At 73.2% G+C, this 19,296-nt stretch carries 16 protein-coding genes; 5 read left to right on the top strand and 11 right to left on the bottom strand.

Annotated features, from left to right (window positions below; genetic code table 11):
- Positions 1 to 11: 11 nt before the first annotated feature.
- From ACZ6TV_RS45675 to ACZ6TV_RS45685, 3 genes are all read right to left on the bottom strand, one after another.
- A complete protein-coding gene (locus tag ACZ6TV_RS45675; RefSeq protein WP_465306168.1) occupies positions 12 to 683 on the bottom strand; it encodes a nucleoside/nucleotide kinase family protein in 672 nt (223 codons plus the stop codon).
- 151 nt (positions 684 to 834) lie between these two features.
- Positions 835 to 6,339, bottom strand: a complete 5,505-nt coding sequence (locus tag ACZ6TV_RS45680) for an AAA family ATPase (RefSeq protein ID WP_465306170.1) — start codon at positions 6,337 to 6,339, stop codon at positions 835 to 837.
- A gap of 109 nt (positions 6,340 to 6,448) precedes the next feature.
- Positions 6,449 to 7,123 carry an alpha/beta hydrolase gene (locus ACZ6TV_RS45685; RefSeq protein ID WP_465306172.1) on the bottom strand — a complete coding sequence of 225 codons (675 nt, stop codon included), beginning with the start codon at positions 7,121 to 7,123 and terminating at the stop codon, positions 6,449 to 6,451.
- 111 nt (positions 7,124 to 7,234) lie between these two features.
- Between ACZ6TV_RS45685 and ACZ6TV_RS45690 the strand changes: the two genes are divergently transcribed.
- Entirely contained in the window at positions 7,235 to 7,573 is a 339-nt protein-coding gene (locus tag ACZ6TV_RS45690; protein ID WP_465306174.1) for a winged helix-turn-helix transcriptional regulator, read from the top strand.
- 10 nt (positions 7,574 to 7,583) lie between these two features.
- Here ACZ6TV_RS45690 and ACZ6TV_RS45695 read toward each other — a convergent pair whose 3' ends face one another.
- From ACZ6TV_RS45695 to ACZ6TV_RS45725, 7 genes are all read right to left on the bottom strand, one after another.
- The gene (locus ACZ6TV_RS45695) at positions 7,584 to 9,173 is read right to left on the bottom strand and encodes a dipeptide ABC transporter ATP-binding protein (protein ID WP_465306176.1); all 1,590 of its coding nucleotides are present in this window, start codon (positions 9,171 to 9,173) and stop codon (positions 7,584 to 7,586) included.
- Complete coding sequence (locus ACZ6TV_RS45700) at positions 9,170 to 10,471, bottom strand: tetratricopeptide repeat protein (protein WP_465306178.1); 1,302 nt, start codon at positions 10,469 to 10,471, stop codon at positions 9,170 to 9,172. Before ACZ6TV_RS45700 ends, ACZ6TV_RS45695 begins: the two co-directional genes overlap by 4 nt.
- Before the next feature lie 20 nt (positions 10,472 to 10,491).
- Complete coding sequence (locus ACZ6TV_RS45705; RefSeq protein WP_465306180.1) at positions 10,492 to 11,304, bottom strand: ABC transporter permease; 813 nt, start codon at positions 11,302 to 11,304, stop codon at positions 10,492 to 10,494.
- Positions 11,294 to 12,238 carry an ABC transporter permease gene (locus ACZ6TV_RS45710; RefSeq protein ID WP_465306182.1) on the bottom strand — a complete coding sequence of 315 codons (945 nt, stop codon included), beginning with the start codon at positions 12,236 to 12,238 and terminating at the stop codon, positions 11,294 to 11,296. The genes ACZ6TV_RS45705 and ACZ6TV_RS45710 overlap by 11 nt, the downstream gene beginning before the upstream one ends.
- On the bottom strand, positions 12,222 to 12,980 hold the full coding sequence (locus ACZ6TV_RS45715) for a DUF1684 domain-containing protein (protein WP_465306184.1): 759 nt from the start codon (positions 12,978 to 12,980) through the stop codon (positions 12,222 to 12,224). Before ACZ6TV_RS45715 ends, ACZ6TV_RS45710 begins: the two co-directional genes overlap by 17 nt.
- A complete protein-coding gene (locus ACZ6TV_RS45720) occupies positions 12,977 to 14,611 on the bottom strand; it encodes an ABC transporter substrate-binding protein (protein WP_465306186.1) in 1,635 nt (544 codons plus the stop codon). Before ACZ6TV_RS45720 ends, ACZ6TV_RS45715 begins: the two co-directional genes overlap by 4 nt.
- 108 nt (positions 14,612 to 14,719) lie before the next feature.
- Positions 14,720 to 15,349, bottom strand: coding sequence for a GntR family transcriptional regulator (locus tag ACZ6TV_RS45725; RefSeq protein WP_465306188.1), 630 nt, complete (start codon positions 15,347 to 15,349; stop codon positions 14,720 to 14,722).
- Between the two features lie 167 nt (positions 15,350 to 15,516).
- On the opposite strand from ACZ6TV_RS45725, the gene ACZ6TV_RS45730 reads away from it, so the two are divergent.
- The 4 genes from ACZ6TV_RS45730 to ACZ6TV_RS45745 all read left to right on the top strand — a co-directional run bounded on the left by ACZ6TV_RS45730 (position 15,517) and on the right by ACZ6TV_RS45745 (position 18,366).
- Positions 15,517 to 15,672, top strand: a complete 156-nt coding sequence (locus tag ACZ6TV_RS45730; RefSeq protein WP_465306190.1) for a DUF6131 family protein — start codon at positions 15,517 to 15,519, stop codon at positions 15,670 to 15,672.
- Between the two features lie 461 nt (positions 15,673 to 16,133).
- Positions 16,134 to 16,772, top strand: a complete 639-nt coding sequence (locus tag ACZ6TV_RS45735) for a hypothetical protein (protein WP_465306192.1) — start codon at positions 16,134 to 16,136, stop codon at positions 16,770 to 16,772.
- Positions 16,769 to 17,938 (top strand): PrsW family intramembrane metalloprotease, encoded by a 1,170-nt coding sequence (locus ACZ6TV_RS45740; RefSeq protein ID WP_465306194.1) that lies wholly within the window; start codon positions 16,769 to 16,771, stop codon positions 17,936 to 17,938. The genes ACZ6TV_RS45735 and ACZ6TV_RS45740 overlap by 4 nt, the downstream gene beginning before the upstream one ends.
- A 116-nt stretch (positions 17,939 to 18,054) precedes the next feature.
- Positions 18,055 to 18,366 (top strand): GYD domain-containing protein, encoded by a 312-nt coding sequence (locus ACZ6TV_RS45745; RefSeq protein ID WP_465306204.1) that lies wholly within the window; start codon positions 18,055 to 18,057, stop codon positions 18,364 to 18,366.
- Positions 18,367 to 18,429: 63 nt separating this feature from the next.
- On the opposite strand, the gene ACZ6TV_RS45750 is transcribed toward ACZ6TV_RS45745, so the two are convergent.
- The coding region (locus ACZ6TV_RS45750; RefSeq protein WP_465306196.1) for an EAL domain-containing protein at positions 18,430 to 19,296 on the bottom strand (867 nt) is incomplete at its 5' end.

A 19,296-nucleotide genomic window follows, 5' to 3' on the forward strand; every position in this document is an offset into this window, starting at 1 on the left:
GGTGCTCTCGGTCAGCGCTGAACCCAATCGGGAAGATCACGCATGATGCGGGGGCGTTCGAACTGCCGGTTGTCGATGACGATGTCGGCTTGTTCGGCGGGGCGGATCTCGGCCAGGTACAGCTCTTCGCCCGGGATGTAGTAGGTGCGGTACCGCTCGGCGGCGGCCTCCGCCGAGTCCATCCACGCCTGGTCCCGGGCGGTGCCGCGGGACAGTACATCCGCTACGTCGACATGCAGGTAGACCCGCAGATCCCAATGCCGTGCCAGGGCCGGCCTCTGCAGGAAGCCGCCGTCCACGACGAGGACCGCGTCGTCGGAGGTCACCTGGACGCCGGAGTCGACGCTCATGCGCCCGCTGACATCCATGATCTGCGTGCGGTAGCGGCGGTTGCCGCCCGGACCGAGCGGCACCAGCAACGCATCACGGATGGCGTCGACGTCGTACATCTCGAAGTAGTAGTTCTCCGGCGAGCCGGACGGATACCGCGTGCGCAGGTCGACGTGCTGCTTGAAGTGGTCGGCGCAGACCCGGAGCACGGGCCGCGCCGTCTTCCCTCGCAAGGTGGCGGCCAGCTCATCGGCGAGAGTCGTCTTACCGGCAGCGGAGTGACCATCGATCCCCACCCGCGTCGGGTGCTCCAGTCGCAGGGCGAGGACCCGGTCCGCCAGGCCGTCGATCACCTGGTGCCGTGCGGCGCTACGCAAGCTCGTGCGTGAAGCGGCCGGTCCGGCAGTTTGCGGCCGCTCGCAAGACGTCCTCGACTTCCACGCGCATCGGCCCACGGTAACGGATCGCCCGGCGCTTGGCCCGCCTGTGGCGGCGGACCCGTGCTCATGCTGTGGAGGCGCCCGGTGAGCAGGTCCTGCGCGGAGCGGATCGGCGGGCGACGTCCCAGCCGGCAGAGGTGATCGGGAGCTCCGCGCGCAGGGTGGTCCCGCCCCCGCGCGGGCTGTGCAGCACGATCCGGCCGCCGAGCGCCTCGGCGCGGTCGTTGAGGCCGAGCAGGCCGGTGCCGCGGGTGAAGTCGGCGCCGCCGACGCCGTCGTCGCGGACCACGACGCGCAGGACACCGCCGGTGGTGTCGGTTTCGACGGTGACGGTGACGGCTGAGGCGCTCGCGTGTTTGGCCGTGTTGGTGACCGCCTCGGCGATGATGTAGTACGCGCTGACCTCGATGTGCTCGGGCAGCCGTCCTTCCATGCGCATGTCGAGTTCGACGGGGACCGGTGAGCGGCGGGCGAGCGTGCGCAGCGCCGGGCCGAGGCCGGATTCGGTCAGGATGGCCGGGTGGATGCCGCGGGAGATCTCGCGGAGCTCTTCCACGGCGCTGGTCGCCCCGGCGACGGCGCGGTCGAGTTGCGCGGCGAGGGTGTCGAGCTCGGGCGGCAGCGCCGCCTGCGCGATGCGCAGCTGCAGGGCCAGGGAGATCAGCCGCTGCTGGGCTCCGTCGTGCAGGTCGCGCTCGATGCGCTGGCGGGTCTGGTCGGCGGCGGCGACGATCCGCGCGCGTGACGCGGTGAGCTCGGTCCGGCTCTCAGCGTTGGCGACGGCGGTCGCGATGAGGCCGGTGAAGTCGGCCAGCCGCTGCTCGGTGTCGTGTGGCAGTCGTTGGCGGCGCGAGCCGACCCGCATGACGCCCCAGAGCCGGCCCTCGACCTCGATCGGGCTGGCGACCATGGAGCAGATGTCGGGATCGATCTCGGGCGGCGTCGCCGGCACCGGCCGGTCCACGTCGCGGCGGGCGGAGCGGCCGGTGGCCTGTACCTTCGCCATGGCGGTGCGGGGGTCGGGCTTGCCGCGCCAACCCGGTGCGGACTGCTCGAGTCCGTAGCCGCCCAGCGCCGTCGCCTCCCCGTTCGGCTCGAACCGGAGGATCGCCGTGCCGTCGGCGTGGAAGAGCGCGCCGACCTCGTCGGCCACCGCGGCGAACACGCGGTCGGGCGCCGCCCCGCGGGCGACCAGCGTCGCCACCCGTCGCAACGCCGCCTGCTCGTCGGCGATCCGGCGGAACGCCGCGTACAGCTGGGCGTTGTCGAGCGACACGGCGAGCTGACCGGCGATGAGTTTGACGCCGTCGAGCCGTTCGGCGGTGAACGCGCCGTGGATGAGACGGTTCTCGAGCAGCAGCACCGCCCGCAGCGTGCCGCGGTTGAGGATGGGCACGGCCAGCAGGGAGCAGGAGCCGAGGCCGGCGAAGTACGGGTCGCGGGCGAAGCGGTCGTCGCGGGTGGCGTCGCCCACGATCAGCAGCTCACGCATCCGCCCGGCGTAGCGCAGCACGGACATCGGCACCGTGTGCTCATAGCCGGCGCCGCTGGCCGGGATGACGGTGCAGACATCGCCGGGTGCGGGCAGCATCCATTCGTGCCGGTCGTCGCTCCACAGCAGCAGGTGTACGCCGGTGGCGCCGGTCATCGCCGACAGCACCTGGACCAGGCGGGAGTACAGGCCGCCGGTGCTGGTCTCGGAGCTCAGCGCCCGCGACGCGGACAGGATGCCGAGCAGGTCGACGGTCCCGGTCGTCATGGTGGGGCGGCGCTGGACCGCGTCGCTGGGATGGTAACCGTCGTGCTTGCCGATCGGCGCGTCGTGCGGTCGCAGCGCCGGGTAGGCCCAGTCCAGCTGGTCGACCTTCGCGGTCGCGCCCCAGGCGAGGTACTGCTGACGGGCCTCGGCGAGCAGTTCACGGCCGGCGTGTTCGACGCCGTGGGCGAGGTGGAAGCGGGCCGCGTGTTCGGTGATCAGGGCCTGATGCCATGGCCGTACGTGGCCGGCCACCTCGTGCCGGGCGGCGTCGAAGCCGTGGACGGCGGCAGCGAAGTCGCCGACGGCCCAGGCGCGTTCGGCCTCGAGCAACCGCAGCCAGTGCCGGAAGTTGGCCGGTGCGTCGTCGGCGCGTGCCGCCAGCCAGTGCGTCACCTCGTCCAGTTCGGACAGCAGGCCGTCGCGCTCGCCCCCGTTGACGGCCCGGGCCTGCGCGGCGAGGGCCAGACCACGCAGCACGTGCGCCGCGGCGGTCGGGTAGAAGGTGGCGGCGGCCGGCAGCAAGGGCATCGCCGCCGCGGTGCACCGGTTCAGGCTGACCAGATCATCGAGGACGGCGGCGGCGATCGCGCGGGTGAGTTGGAGGTGGAACAGCGCCCACGGGCTCTCCGCGTACCGGTCGGTGGGGACCGTCGCGCAGGCGCCGTCGGCGCTTTCGCCGCGGAGCACCCCGGCCAGCCGGCGGTAGCTGTCGTACGACTCGCCGATGTGCTCGTCGCCGGTCTGCCGCACGAAGGCGAGCCCGGCCTCCACCTCGGTGACATAGATGTCCAGCGACGGCACGCAATCCAGCAGACCGACCATGGCCAGGTAGTAGGTGTATCCGGCGTTGGCCAGGTCACCTCCCGCGATCAGGCCTTCCCGGGCCTGCCGGGCCGCCCGGACACCGTTTTCGATCGGCTCGAACCAGCAGCTCAGCAGCGCGGACAGGAAGCGCACCTGCGAGGTGTCGGGCTCGTAGCCGCGGGCCTCGCCCAGGGCCAGGATCCGATGCATCGCCCGGTGCGCGGCGGCGTAGTCACCGCGCATCGTCACGGCGGCGAAGCCGACGTGGCTCGCCGGGCCGAGGAGCAGGCCGGCGGGGCCGTGCTCGATCCAGATCCGCAGCGCTTCCAGGCTCAGCCAGGCGAGCCTGGCGTGGTCGGCGGCGAAGTAGACCGCCGGCAGGATCGCGTTGATCAGACGGGCCACGGCGAGCAGCACCGGGTCGGTGACCTCGGGCCGGGTCAGCTCGTCCCCGGTGTCCTCGTGCTCCAGCCACCGGTACATGAGGTCGAACCGGCGGTCGAGCTCGGCCGGGAGCCGGTCCGCGGCCGGGACGGCGCTGTCCAGCTCACGCAGTGCCGCCAGGCCGAGCCCGATCGCCTCGACGTAGCGGTTGCGGTGGGTGAGGCTGCGTACCTGCACCGCCATGGCGGGCGCGCATTCCAAGGCGGTGGGGCACAGCCCGTCGATCGTGCGGAACTCCTCGTCCGCCTCCTCCAGGTGCCCCATGCTGTACAGGGCGGCGTGCCGGCCGGTGTGCACCTGCACGAGCGCGACGGTCTCGTCCTGGCCGATCAGCCGCAGCGCGGCCGTCAGCAGCGCGTGCACCAGCGAGTATTCCCCGATCATCGTCGACTGGTCGGCGGCCCGCCGGAACAGCTCCACCGCCCGGCGCCGTTCCGCGGGGTCGTCGACCGCGTCGACGACCGGCAGGTACTGTTCCGCCGCGACCGCGAACAGCTCCGGCACCGCCGCCAGCCGCCGCGCCATCGCCAGCTGCAGCCCGCGCCGCCTGCCGGACTCCACCCCGCGGAGGACCAGGTCACGGATCCGGTCGTGGCGGAACAGCACCGCCTCCCGCGCCCCGGGCTCCAACACCAGCACCCCCTCGTTGAGGGCGGGCGCGAGCCGCTGCTCCACCACCTCCGCCGGCTCGCCGGCGGCGGTCTGCAGCACGCCCAGCTCGGCCCGCCCGCCGAGGCACGCCATCGCCTCCACCATCAGCCGCGTCTGCGCCGGCATGGCATCGACCCGCGCCGCCGCCGAGCCCGCAACCTCCGCCCGGCCCAGGTGGGCGCGCACCTGCGCCGCATCCCACCGCCACCTGGCCCCCGCCGTCAGCACACCGTCACGGCGCAGCGCGTTGAGCAACTCCACCGTCTCGTACGGATTGCCGGACGTGTACGGACTGATCGCCTCGCCCAGGGTCGCCGCCGCGGCCTCGTCCACGTGGAGCATCTCCGCCACCATGGCGATCGTGCCGGCGACCGGCAGGTTGGCCAGCCGCAGGTGCCGCACCTCCGGCCGGTCGCACCACCGGGCCCGCGCGGCCGCCAACGGATGCATCGCGTCCACGTCACCTTCGCGGTAGGCGGCCACCAGCAACAGACCGTCGACCGGCTCCGCGCTCAGCACCAGGTCCACGAAGCCCAGCGCTGTTCGCCCCGCCCACTGCAGGTCGTCGATGAACATCACCACGGGCCGTTTCCGTGAGGCGACCGCGCGCAACACGTCGAACGCGACCCGCTGCGCCCGCGCCTGCGCGGTCAGCGGATCCCCCGGATCGGGCGGCACCCGCAGCAGTGCCGCGAACTCCGGCACCACCGCGGTCAGCAGGCCCGCGTTCGCGCCGGCCGCCGCCAGGATCCGTGCGCGGACCTCGGCCAGCTCGTCCTCCGACTCGGCCAGCAGGAGCCGGCCCACCGCCCTCAGCCCCTGGTACACGGCGTCGCATTCCAGGTCCCGCCGGTACTGGTCGAACTTGCCCGCCACGAACCAGCCGTCCCGGCCGGTCACCACCGGCCGCAGCTCATCGACCAGCACCGTCTTGCCGACCCCCGGCGCCCCGCAGATCAGCACACCACGGCACCGGCCCGAAAGCGCCTGGTCGAACGCCGCCGTCAGCACCGCCACCTCCGCGTCGCGCCACACCAGCCGTGACGGCGGCAGCAGCCGCGGCGGGACGTCGCGCGCGCCGACCCGCATCGTCGCCGTGCGCGGGCGGGCGTCCCGGAGCCGCTCCAGGTCGTAGAGCACGCCCTGCGCGGTCTGGTACCGCTTGTCCGGCTCCTTCTCCAGCAGATGCATGATGATCTCGGACAGCGGCGCCGGGACGGCCCGGTTCGCCTGCGCCGGCGGCACCGGCACCCGAGCCAGATGGTCATGGGTGAGCCGCAGCGGGTCGCCCCAGCCGAACGGCGGCGCGCCTGTCGCCAGCTCGTACAGCGTCGCGCCCAACGCGTACAGATCGGCCCGCTGATCCACCGAGCGGCCGGTGCGCCCGGTCTGCTCCGGCGCCAGATACGCCATCGTCCCCGTGATCTCGCTGTGGTGCGTGAACCCGGGACGAAGCTCGGCGATCGACGTCGCCAGCGCGAAGTCCACCAGGCAGGGGGCGCCCTCGCCGGACACCACGATGTTCGCCGGCGTGATGTCGCGGTGCATCACACCGCGGCGGTGCATCCCCGCGACCGTCCGGGCCAGCTCCACCGCGAGCCTGATCAGGTCATCGGCCGCCAGCGGCTTCGCCGACCGGGCCAGGCACGTGCCGGCGACGTCCTCCACCACGAGCGACGCCGGGGACCGCGGTGCGTCCACCAGCTGCGGGACACCGACCACGCCGCGCAGCCGCCCCAGGATCGCCACCTCGTGCCGCATCTGCCGGTGCGCGTCCGGTCCGGACGACTCCTTGCGGATGACCGGGCGCCCGGCGACGAACAGGCGGGTGACCCGTGTGTGCTCGCTCTCGTACAGAATTTCGGTCCGAACTGGTGGATCGCGGCCATGCTGCATCCCGCCGTCTCGCATCAGACACCTCCGCGCAGGATCCGATCCACCTCAAAGCCTACTTAGCTCCTGTTCCCGGGCGAAGCCAACCGTTGACGCGGACGTCCCCGGGTGCTCCTCGGCGCGGTTCTCAGTGCAGTTTGAGGAGGAGCGCGGTGAGCTCGGAGGGCATGGTGATCATGCAGTCGTGGCCGGTCGGCAGCTCCCACACCTCGTCCTGCGGGGGCACGGGCCGGCGCGGCGGAGCGTCGGTGGTGCAGTGGATGTGGGTGCGCGGGATCGCGAGCGCGGCCGGGTCGTCGAACGCGACCGGCTGTCGCAGGCAGCGGACCGGCTGGTCGGACAGCATCGTGTCCAGCCAGGCGAGGTCGGCCGGGTCCGTGACGCCGAAGGAGCGGGACATCGGCGGCAGGCGCCACGGGGTGCCGGTCCGTGCCGCCTGGTCGATCAGGTGCCGGGTGGCCGGCATCACGTCGACGGCGCTTTCGCCGTCGCGGGGGACCATGGCATCGAGGAAGACGAGCCGGGCGATCCTGTCCGGTGCGCGGTTCGCCGCTCCGGTGATGACCATGCCGGCGTAGCTGTGGCCGACGAGGACGACGCCGTCCTGGTCGTCGAGCAGGCGCACGACGTCGTCGACGTGGGTGTCGAGCCCGACGTCGGGGCCGAGGAGGTGGATGCGGTCGCCGTAGCCGGTCAGGGTCGGTGCGAGCACCGTGTGCCCGGCGGCGTGCAGCAGCGGCACGACACGGTCCCAGACCGCCCCGCTGTGCCACGCGCCATGGATGAGGACGTAGGTGGACATGCCTATCCTTCGGTGTGTGAGGTGTTCGTCAGGTGTCCCTTCATGCTCTGACGGATGTCACGCACCGGGCAATCAGGCACATTCCGGTGCCCCGGTTCTCTGGAGGTAACCATGCGCAGCGGATGCCGCCCGCTGATCGACGACAAGTGGTCGCTGCTCGTCATCTCGATGCTGGACGCGGGGCCGAGACGGTTCACCGAGCTCAAGCGCGGCCTGGACGGCATCAGCCAGCGGATGTTGACCGTCACCCTGCGAAATCTCGAACGCGACGGCATCCTTGTCCGCACCGTGCTCGAGGTCATGCCCCCGCACGTCGAGTACCGGCTCACCGAGATGGGCGTCACCCTCCACGAGGCGGTCCAGCCGATGATCGCCTGGGGCAGGCAGAACGTGGCCGAGGTTGAGCGGTCCCGTGCGGCCTACGACACCCGGACCGTCGCGGAACGGTGAACCGGCGGCACTATGGGTACACCGGCAGCGTGGGAACGGCGGCGAGCAGTTCGCGGGTGTAGGGCTCGACGGGGCGGTCGAACACGTCGTCGGCCGGGCCGCGTTCCACCACGGCGCCGTCCTTCATCACCAGCACCTCGTCGCTGAGCTGCCGGATCACGGCCAGGTCGTGCGAGATGAACAGGATCGCCAGGCCGCGCTGGGCCTGCAGGTCCGCCAGCAGCGCGAGGATCTGGGCCTGGATGGAGACGTCCAGGGCGGACACCGGCTCGTCGCAGACCAGCAGCTCGGGGCCGGTGGCCAGGGCCCGGGCGATCGCGACGCGCTGGCGCTGGCCGCCGGACATCTCGGCGGGGCTGCGGGCGGCCAGTGACGCGGGCAGGCCGACGGCGTCCAGCAGTTCGCCGACGCGCCGGCGCCGGGCGGTCCGGTCGCGTTCGGACCGCAGCGCTTCGGCGATGACCCGGCCGGCGGTGAAGCGGGGGTCGAACGCGCCGAGCGGGTCCTGCTGGATGAGCTGGATGCGGCCGCGGTACGGGCGGCGGAGCCGCTCCGGCACCGAGCTCCAGCGAGCGCCGGCGAAGCGGACGTCGCCCTCGTCGGGGCGTAGCAGGCCGAGGGCGATGCGGGCCACGGTGCTCTTGCCGGAGCCGGACTCGCCGACGACGCCGAGCGTGCGCCCGGCGGTGACGGTGAACGACACGTCGCGCACGGCGGCGTGGTCGGTGCCGTCGGGGCGGCGGTACCGCTTGCTGACCCCCCGCACCTCCAGCAGGGCCGGACCGGCGTCCCCGTCCGGGGCGCGGTGGGGCCGGCCGGTGGGAACCGCGGCGAGGAGCTGGCGCGTGTACGGGTGGCGAGCCGCCCCGAGCACCGTTGCCGGGGGTCCGGACTCCACGACGACGCCCTCGCGCATCACCAGGATGTGGTCTGCCATCCGGGCCACCACCGCCAGGTCGTGGCTGATCATGAGCAGCGCGGTGCCGCCGGTCTTCAGGCTCTCCAGCTCGAGGAGGACCTGGGCCTGCACGGTGACGTCGAGGGCCGTGGTCGGCTCGTCGACGACGAGGAGCGGCGGGCCGGCGATGGTGGCCGAGGCGATCAGGGCCCGCTGGCGCAGGCCGCCGGAGAGCTGGTGAGGGTACTGCTGCGCCCGCACGGCCGCCTCCGGTACCCCGGCGCCGGTGAGCGCCTCGACCACCCGGCCGGTCCGCAGCGCGCGCGGGATCAGCCGGTGCCGGCGCAGCGGCTCCCCGACGTCGCGGCGGATCCGGTGCAGCGGGTTGAGCGAGCCGAGCGCGTCCTGCGGGACGAGTCCGATGTCGCGGCCGCGCAGGCGTTGCCATTGGGCCTCGGTCAGCGTGCGCAGGTCCCGGTCGCGGAGCCGCAGGGTGGTGGCGGTGACGGAGGCGGCCGGGCCGGCGAGGCCGAGCAGGGCGCGGGCGGTGGCGCTCTTGCCGGAGCCGGACTCGCCGACGATGGCCAGGCACTGTCCCTTGTGGAGGGTGAAGGAGATGCCCCGGACCGCTTCGACGGCGCCGCGTGCGGTGCGGAACGTGACGCGCAGGTCGTCGACGGCCAGGACCGGGTCGGGGCTCATCGCGCCTCCGCCGCGGCATCCTGGCGCAGGTCGGCGATCCAGCGTGCGTCCCGCCGCGACCGGCGCCGGTGCTTGCGGTCCTGCAGGATGTCCGCGGCCCGGGCGGCCTGCCCGCTGCGGGCCAGCGCGTCGCACAGCGTGTCCACGACGATGTCCTGCTGCAGGCGGCTCCCGCCGACCAGGGTCACCGCCGCGACGACACCGCCGAGGTGCCGGGCGGCCACGTCGTAGCGGCCGTCGGCGTGCGCGGCGATCCCGTCGACGACGGCGAGGACGACGTCGCGGTTTGGTCGCTCGGTCTCCGTTTCCCAGGCGGCGCGGAGCCCGGTCAGGGCCGCGCGGTCGCCGGCGGCGAGCGCGAGGGCGGCGTGGACGTCGAACAGGGCGCCGCGCGGGGCCGACAGCTGGGCGCGGGCCAGTTCGGTGACCGGCTCCCACGGCAGGCCGGGGTGGCCGTCGACGTGCAGCCGCCACAGTACGGCGGCGGCGTCGACGAGCGTCGTTCGGCGGGTGGAGACGCGAGGGTCGATGGCGGCGTGGTAGCGCCGCAGACCGAGCTCGGGGTCGTCGTTCTCGAGGGCGACGAGCGCGTGGTGCCAGCGCAGGTGGGTCTGCAGCGGCGAGCGGGGGTGCCGGGTGCCGAACCAGCCGTTGAGGAACGACTCGACGGTGCTGATGCGCCCGGTCTCGTGCAGGACGTGGACGTACCCGTGGCAGGCGGCCCGGTTGTCCGGCCGGTCCCGCAGCGACCGCTCGGCCGCCCGCTCCGCCTCGGCGAACTGCCAGGCCTCCTCCAGCTCCAGCGCGCATATCCCGGCCAGGGCCCAGTCCTGCGGGAAGGCGGTGGCCGACGCGGCGGCGAGCGCGAGGACGCCCTCGCGGCCGGTGCCCGCGGCGATCCGCCGGCCGCTGAGCAGTCCGGCGGCGAACCCGAGCACCAGCAGGTCGCCGGGGTGGTCCTCGAGATGCTCGGCATACGCGGCCAGGTTGGCCGGCGGCGCGGTGACGAGGTCGATCTGGCGGGCCTCTCGCGGGCTGAGCCGGTCGGGGTGCTCGCGGCGGAGCCGGACGGCGGCGGTGAACGCCTCGCGGGCCTCACCGTCCCGCCCGGCCGCCGCCAGGCTCAGCCCGAGGCCGAGGTGCGCGACGGCGAGGCCGGGGTCCAGCGCGACCGCGTCGGCGAAGCCGGCGGCGGCGGTGTCGTCGAGGGCCAGGTAGGCGTCGACGGCGTCGAAGTAGGCCGCGGCGGCCTCCGGGTCCACTGTGGACACACGCTGCCCGTAGCGGTCGGTCGGCACGGGGACACCTCCAGAAGGGTTCACGGCCGGACCGAGCCGACGCCGAAGCGGTTGCGCAGATTGCGGCCGACGATGGTGACGGCGACCGCGGTGACGGTGATGAGCAGCCCCGGGAAGACCCCGGCCCACCAGGCGACGGCGAGCGTCGAGCGGCCCTCGGCGAGCATCGCGCCCCACTCCGGGGTCGGTGGCTGGGTGCCGAGGCCGAGGAAGCTCAGCCCGGAGGCGAAGATGACGGCCGTGCCGAGGCCGAGGGTGGCGGTCACCAGCAGCGGGCCGGCCGCGTTGGGCAGGATGTGCCGCCACAGCGACGTCCACGGGCCGACGCCGAGTCCGGTGGCCGCCTCGACGTAGCCGGCGGTGCGGACCACGAGCAGCCGGGAGCGCAGCAGGCGGGCGTAGCCGGGCATGTCGGCGAGGCCGATCGCCAGGAGCAGGCTCAGCTCGCCGCGGCCGGCGATGGTGACGACGACGAGGGCCAGCAGCAGCGCCGGGAACGACAGCAGCACGTCGAGGACGCGGCTGATGACGCTGTCGGCGAGCCGGCCGCCGAGCGCGGCCAGGACGCCGATCGGCACGGCCACGAGCAACGCGACGAGGGTCGCGCCGGCGGCGATCCGCAGCGAGTGCCGGGCGCCGTGGACGGCCCGGGCGAACAGGTCCCGGCCGAGCTGGTCGGTGCCGAACCAGTGCCCGGCGCCGGGCGGCCGGAACGAGGCCAGGGGATCGGTCGCGTTCGGGTCGTGGCCGGTGAACAGCTGCGGCCACAGCGCGGCGGCCACGGCGGTCAGCACGACCAGCGCCGCCGCGGCGACGGTGAGCTTACGTCCCATCGCGGTGCACCCTCGGGTCGATGACGCGGTAGGAGACCTCGACGAGCAGGTTCACGACCACGAACACGGCGGCCGCCAGCATGACGACGCCGGTGACCATCGGCAGGTCCTTGTTCGTCACCGCGGTCAGCGCGACCTGCCCGAGCCCGGGCCGGCCGAACACCTGCTCGATGAGGACCGACCCGCCGAGGAGGCTGCCGATGAACCAGCCGGTGAGTGTGGTGGCCGGGACCAGGCAGTGCCGCAGCGCGTGGCCGGTCCGCACGGCCAGCGCGCCGGCGCCGCGGGCCCTGGCCGCGGCGGCGAACGGCTGGGCGAGGGCGGTGTCCATCTCCTCGCGCAGCACCTGGGCGAGAGTGCCGGCGATCGGCAGGGCGACCGCGACGGCCGGCAGCACGAGACTGCGCCAGGTGCCGGCCTCGATGACCGGGAACAGGTGCCAGCGCAGCGACAGGAACGTGATGAGCAGGATGCCCAGCCAGTACTGCGGCAGCGACACGGCGACCATCTCCAGCCCGGAGAACACCGCCCGGGCGACCCGGCTGCGTTCGGGGACCAGCACCGCCGCGCCCACCGCCAGCAGGACCGCGAGCAGCAGCGCCGCCCCCGCGAGCTCGGCGGTGGGCAGCACCTGCTCGGCCAGGGCGCCCCACACCGGCCGCTGCAGCTGGTAGGAGGTGCCGAGGTCGCCGCGGACCAGTTCGCCCAGCAGCCGCAGGTACTGCACCGCGACCGGGTCGTCCAGCCCGTACTGGGTGCGCACCTGGGCCTTGAGCTCCGGCGACACCAGTGCCTGGTTGCCCATGATGATGTCGACCGGGTCGCCGGGGATCAGGTGCAGCATCGCGAAGCACAGCGTGGCGGCGCCCCACAGCTGCACGACGGCGATCGCGGCCCGGCGGGCGAGGCGGGCGGTGTCAGGCCGGGTGCGCACGGCCCAGCACCGTCCGCTCGCCCGCCTCGACCGCGGTCGTCAGCACGTTCTCCCGGGGCGGCAGTGGGCAGTTGTACCAGTCGGAGAACGCGCACGGCGGCAGGTACGCGCGGTTGAAGTCGACCACGTACCCGTCCGGTGTCGCGCGGGCCTCGACGAAGCGGCCGGGCCGGTACGTGCTGACGCCGGTCGTCGCGTCGGCGAACACGAACCACAGGCCGCCGTGGCCCTCGAACGCCCGGACCCGGTGCTCGGTGCCGGTGAGGGTGAACGTCAGCTCGCCCGGCACGACGTGCGCGCGGACGACGTCGTCGCGCTGGTAGGGGATCGGGGTGGCGGCCGGCGTGGCGAACGGCTCGAACGTCGCCGGGACGCGGAAGCGCTCGTCGTACGCGAAGCGTTCGATGCCGGCGAAGGCGGTCCGGCCGGGCGCGGCGTGCTCGTAGGTGCGCACCACCGGCCCGTCCTCCCGCACCAGGGTCCGGATGGTCACGCCGGGCGCCTCGAGGTCGCCCTCGACGAAGGCGGTGCCGTTCACCGGCACGCCGTCCTTGGTCAGTGCCTCGCCCGGCTCGACGGTGACGGCGAGCCGGCCCTCCCGGACGCTCCAGGTGCCCGGCACGCCGTCGATGACGAGCGGCTCGTCGACCGGGTACGTGCCGGTCAGCGCGGTGTGGCCGGCCGGTCCGGCCACCTCCTCGGCGCGTGCGCCCAGCCATGCCGCGAAGTCGTCGGGGCTCATTTGGTGCGCCACACGGTGTAGAAGGAGTCCGGGTAGCCGGAGACGGTGAACTGCACGCCCTGCACGGCGTCGGCGACGCCGAGGAGGTACTGCGGTACGTAGATCGGCACCGCCGCGGCGTTGTCGATGACCCAGTGCTGCAGCGGCTTGTAGGCCGCCGGCCGGTCCTCCTGCCGCAGCGCCGTGGTGCCCTGGCTGAGCCACTGGTCGACCTGCGGGTCCGTGACGTTGGCGTAGTTGGCGCCGCCCTTCGTCGCCGCGAACTTCGACGACCACACGTTGTAGAGCATGTCCGGGTCGGCCCGCTGGTTGCTCTGGTCGGTGATGTCGTAGTCGCCGGCCTTGGCCCGGGCCGAGAAGGTGCCGGCGTCGAGGCCCTGCACGGTCACCTCGAAGCCGAGCTTCTTGGCGTTGTCGGCGAGGGCCTGGGCGACGACGTCGCGCTGCTCGCGCATGACGGTGCTGTTCTGGATCCACACGACGCTCAGGCGTTTGCCGTCCTTGACGCGGTACCCCTGCGGGTCCTTCTGGCTCCAGCCGGCCTCGTCGAGCAGCCGGTTGGCCAGCGTCACGTCCTGCGGCCAGCTGTTCTCCAGCGCGCTGTCGTACGAGTTGGGCGTGCTGGGCGTGAGCGGGCTCCAGGCGCGCGGGAAACGGCCCGCGTAGACCGCCTTGACGATGCTGTCGATGTCGATGCCACGCTGGAACGCCTGGCGCACCTTGACGTCGCCGAACGGGGCCAGCGCGGTGTTGAGGTAGGCGGTGAACGGCGTCCCGGCCGCGGCCGCGCTGAGCACCCGCACCCCGCCGCCGGCCTCGAACGCGGCCGCGGTCACCGGCGGCACGTTCGCGGCGAGCTGGGCCTGGCCGCTGCTGACCGCGCCGACCCGGATCGCGTTCTCCGGCAGGAACCGGACCTCGACCTTGTCCAGGTACGCGGCGCCGTCATGCGCCGAGCCCTCCGGCGGCCAGTTGTAGGCGTCGTACCGCGCGAAGGTGAGGCTCTGCCCCTTGGAGTAGGCGGCCGTGGTGAACGGCCCGGTGCCCACGGCGGCTCCCGGCCCGCCGGCGCACAGGGCGGCCTGCCCCTTCGCGAGCGCCGCCGGCGACTGGATGCCGAGCACGGAGAACGACACCAGCTGCAGGAACGGGGCGAACGGCGACTTGAGCTTGACCACCAGCGTGCTCGGGTCGGTCGCGGTCGCTGAGGCGAACGGCAGCGAGCCGGCGAGTGGTGCCTTGGTCGCCGGGTCGGCGAAGTGGTCGAAGGTCGCCTTGGCCGCGGTCGCGTCGAACTTCGTGCCGTCGTGGAACGTCACGCCGTCGCGCAGGTGGAAGGTGTACGTCGTGCCGTCGGCCGACACGTCCCAGGAGGTGGCCAGCCAGGGGTGGAAGGCGCCCTTCGCGTCCTGGTGGATCAGCGAGTCGTACACGTTGCGCTGCAGGATCTGGGTGGCGATCTGGCTCGGGGCCGCCGGGTCGAGGCAGGTGGGCTCGACGTCGGTGGCGAACACGACCGTGCCGCCGCGCACGGGGGCGCCGGACGCCGCGCCGTCGCCGGGCGAGCCGGTGCTGCTGCATGCGGCCAGCAGCGTCACCGACGCTGCCGCCACGACCAGCTTGCGGACCATGATTACTCCATAATTCAGGCATGTTTACTAGGAAATTAGCGCGAGCGTATACACGCGTCGACGCTCGGGCAAGAGGCGGTGACCTGTGACGTTTCTTGCTCAGCCGGACTAGATTCCGGCGGCGAGCCGCGCCAGGCGGGCCTCGCGGGACCGGTCCAGATGCGCGACCAGGGCCTGCCGCGCCGCTTCGGCGTCACCGGCCTCGATCGCGTCGACCACCCGCCCGTGCTCGGCCGCGGCCTCGTCCCGGTCGGCCAGCGTCGGCTCCACGTCGTCGTACACGGCCAGCAGCGTGTCCAGCCGCTCCAGCAGCTCGATGATCGTGGCGTTGCCCGCCGCGGCGCGCAGCGCCCGGTGCCAGGCCGCGTGCGACTCACGCAGCCGCACCGGATCGCCGGCCGCCGCCGCCTCGCCGGTCAGGTGACGCAGCCGGGCCAGATCGAACGCCGAACGCCGCCGGGCCGCCGCGGCCGCACACGTCGACTCGAGCGCGATACGGGCCTCGTAGATCTCCAGCAGCTCCTCGGGGCTCCGCGTCCGCACCCGGTACCCGCGCCGGTCCCGCTCCAGCAGCGTGTCCCGCTCCAGCATCGCGAGCGCCTCACGTACCGGCGTCCGCGACACCCCGAGCCGCTCCGCGAGCACGGTCTCGAGCAGCACCGTCCCCGGCGCGATCCGACCGGCGACGATGTCGCCGCGCAACCGCTCGTACTGCGTCGAGGCCGAGTCGCGGTTCACCGGGTCTCCTTCGGGCAGCGGCCGCCATGAGTCCGCCGATTATCCCCACCCGCCGCCGTCGCGCAACCGCCCCGGGCGGATCGGGCACATTCGCTCCGCGCGATGGTGGTTGCCGCCGGTCAAAGGGGGTAGCTCCCTGGTCCGCCTCCGACGGAACGGAGCACGACGTGTTGATCCTCGGTGTGATCCTGCTGCTGCTCGGCCTGTTCATCCACATCCCGATCCTCACCACCATCGGCATCATCCTGCTGGTGGTCGGCGCGGTGCTGTTCATCATGGGGTCCGTCGGCCACCCGGTGGCCGGCCGGCGACATTACTGGTAGACCGCGACCGCGAGGCCGATACGCGGCCACCTGTCGGCCTGCCCGCGACATGGCCGCGGAGACCTCCGGCGGGCCTTCCGCCGTAACTGCCGAACCTCCGGCCGGCGGCGGACGGCCTCGATGACGGCGGTGCGGCCCTCCGCGGCCTCGAGCGCGGATACGTAGCCACCACCCTGCGGCAGATCGCCGGGGAGGCCGGAGCCGGCGAGCACCCTGTACGACGGTTCGCTCGTCGGCGACCTGCCTCCCGCGCGCGTCTCCGACCGCCCTGACGTCGCCGCCGCCCGGGAACAGGCCGGCGGTGCCGCACATCGACGGTGGCTCGGTCCCGGCCCGCTACGCTGCGCCAACGCAAGATCACGGCTATCGTCGAAGGGCGCGCGGCGCCCCCGGTGGTCTGCTGCCGCGAACCGATCGCCCGCGGTCGCACCGACCGCCGAGGGCGGGAAGGGGCCGTTCGCGTGGTGGTGACGCAGGCCGAGGAGGATCCGCAGGGCTGGGTGCCGGTGGAGCACCGGTGGCTCGGGCTGGACCGGCGCACGCTGCGGCCCGGGCTGTTCGCCCTGGTCGTCGCGCTGGTGCTGATCTACGGGTTGCAGGCGCTGAACTCGGTGATCCCGTGGCACAACGAGATCCGGGCCGGCGACGTGCTCGACCTCGGCGGCGGGGCGACAGCGGTGCCCCCGGTCGGCTGGCAGCTGCAGAACGGGGTGCTGACCGGCCGCGCCGCGGTCAGCCCGACGTCGCTGCAGGTGACGCTGGTGCGGGGCGGAGCGTCCATCGAGCTGACCGGTGCGGCGTTCACGGGCTCGGCGGACGCGTTCCTGACCCAGGTCCAGCGGGCCGAGACCCAAAGGACGCAGGTCAGCGTGGCGCGCAGCACCCTGAGCACCGGCGCGGGGCTGGTCGGGGTGGTGCAGAGCAGCACCGGGCCGAGCGGGGACGGACTCGCCGCCGCGTTCAAGATGGCGACCGGCCCGGCGGCGGACGAGGCACCGGCCCTGCTGGTGCGGGTGCGGACGGCTCCGGGGCAGTTCGAGCAGTACCAGGGCGAGGTAACGGCCCTGCTGCGAAGCATCACGCCCGGGAACGCGCGATGACCGGGGTCGTGACCACCGGCGGGCGGCGGGCACAGCTGGACGCGATCGAGCAGTCCGGCTGGGGCGTGCCGTTCCGGTTCTGGCAGCCGCGCAACTTCGCGTTCTGGGTGTACGTGTTCGGTGTCGGCGCGGGCGGCGTCACGATGCTGAAGTACTTCTCCCAGGGATCCGGCCTCTACACCCCGGCGCTCGCCGCGGGCGTGCTGCTCTTCGGGGTCTACCTGGTGCCGTGGCTGCTCCTGCTGCGCCGGCACAACCGGTACACCGCGCAGCCGGCCGGGTTGCTGGCGACCGGGTTCGTATGGGGCGGGGTCGCGGCGACGTTCTGGATCGCGCTGCCGGCCAACGGCGCGCTGCTGGAGCTGTGGGCGAAGGCCGGCGGGACCGGGTTCGCGGCCAATTGGGCGGCCGGGCTGACCGCGCCGGTCAACGAGGAGTGGGGCAAGGCCATCGGCCTGGTGCTGCTCATCGGGCTGGCCCCGCGCCTGGTGCGCAGCGCCTACGACGGGTTCATCATCGGCGCGTTCATCGGCCTGGGCTTCCAGGTCGTCGAGGACGTCCTGTACGCGTTCAACGGCGCCACCCAGACGTACGGCGTCGGCGAGTTCGGCGCGGTCGTGAAGATCTTCCTCGTCCGGGGCCTGTCCGGGATCGTGTCACACGCCCTGTTCAGCGCGATGTTCTGCGCAGGCGTCATGTGGCTGATCAGCCGCGTGCCGGGCGAACGCAACGTGGCCCGCGGCGTGGCGACGATGCTGCTGGCGATGCTGTTCCACTTCTCGTGGGACGACACCGGCGGCATGGCCCAGGCGCTCGGCGGCGAAGGCTGGTCGCTGGTGCTGATGTTCGCGCTGGCCGCGATCGAGCTGCCCGTCCTGTTCTGGGTGCTGCGCCACGCCGCACGGCAGGAGCGCGCCTGGACACGGGACCTCCTCGCCCCCGAGGTCGAGTCCGGCACCCTCGACCCGGCGCTGCTCGCGGCGGTCAGCGGACTGCGCAAGGACCGCAAGACGTACCGCAGGCAGGCGCACAGCCGCCGCGCCGCCCGGCACCGCATCGAGGCCGCGACCGACCTGGCCCGGGAGATCGCCCACGCCGGCGGCGACGAGACCCGCCGGGTAGCCCACGCACGAGGCGAAGTCGTGCGTCTGCTCAGCAAGGCCTGAGCCACACAGGTTTGCGCCGCCGGTACGGGGAAACGTTCGGCCTTACGCCACCGTGGAAGGACGGCGTGGATGGGCCGCAACGATGCTGGAAGAGGGTGACAGGCGTGGCGAAATACATGTTTCGAAGCTCCTACACCACCGAGGGCGTTCGGGGCCTTCTCGACGAGGGAGGCAAGGGCCGTGTGAGGCAGACCGAGGAACTGCTCGCCCGGCTCGGCGGCCGCCTGGAGTCGTTCTACTTCGCCGTCGGCGGCACGGACACCTACATCACCGCGGAGCTGCCCGACAACGCGACGGCCGCCGCGGTCTGCCTTGCCGCAACCGCCTCCGGCGCGGTCGGCACGGAGACGGTCGTACTGCTGGCGCCGGACGAAATCGATCAGGCCGCCCACCAGAAGGTCGGCTACCGGCCACCCGGCGCCCAGTAGGGCACATCAAGGTCCAGCGGGTCGACAACGCCACCGAACTCGCAGCAGCACTGCGGTGACGAGCTACCCGTGCAGATTGAGCAGGACGCGGGCGACGGCTGCGACCGCCGGGAGCTGATCGAGGCAGACGAGTCGCGGGACCTCCGACCATCGTGCGCACACCGCGAATCCGTAACCGGTGCCGATCACCGCCGCGGCGAATTCGTCGGGGATCGGTTCGTCCAGCAGGATCATCGACCGGGCGCGCCCGATCAGGTCATCGACGGTGACGGGGACCCCCGGAAGGGCGCGGTCCGGGGCGGACGCGACGACTACAGCGGTGTCATCGGCCGCAACCGCGTTCCGCATCGCGGTCAGCGCTGCCGCGACTGCCGCCGGGGTGCCCGGCCCGACCGTCCCGGCGGCGGCGGCGACGTCGAACGGTGTCCCCGCGGGCTGGTGAAACCCTGGCCGTGGCGGGCGGAGCGCGGTCACCGCGGTCGGGTCGTAGTGGTGGCCGGCCTGGTCGATGTTTCCGGGGCGGCCGAACAACCATCCCTGCCCCCACCGGGCTCCGAGCGTCCGGGCGGTCACGAGATCCTCGTCGGTCTCGATGCCCTCGGCCACCACGACCGCTCCGGTGCGCTCGGCCTCGTCCCGGACCACCGTGCAGACGGCCTGGGTGTGTTCGGCGTGGGGGTGCCGGAGCAGGCCCATGTCGAGCTTGATCACCTCGGGTTCGAGGACCGGGACGAGCGCGAGCGACATCGGGTCGACGCCGACGTCGTCCAGCGCGATGCTGTTGCCCCACTGCTGCACCTGGCCGGCGATGCGCAACAAGCTGCCGGGCACGCTGGTCAATGCCCGTTCGGTGAACTCGAGCACCTCCCGGAACGGCAGGCCCGCCCGGATCAGCTCCAACAGTCGCGGCGACAACGGCTGATCCAACAC

The sequence above is a fragment of the Dactylosporangium sp. NPDC051087 genome (assembly GCF_055586325.1).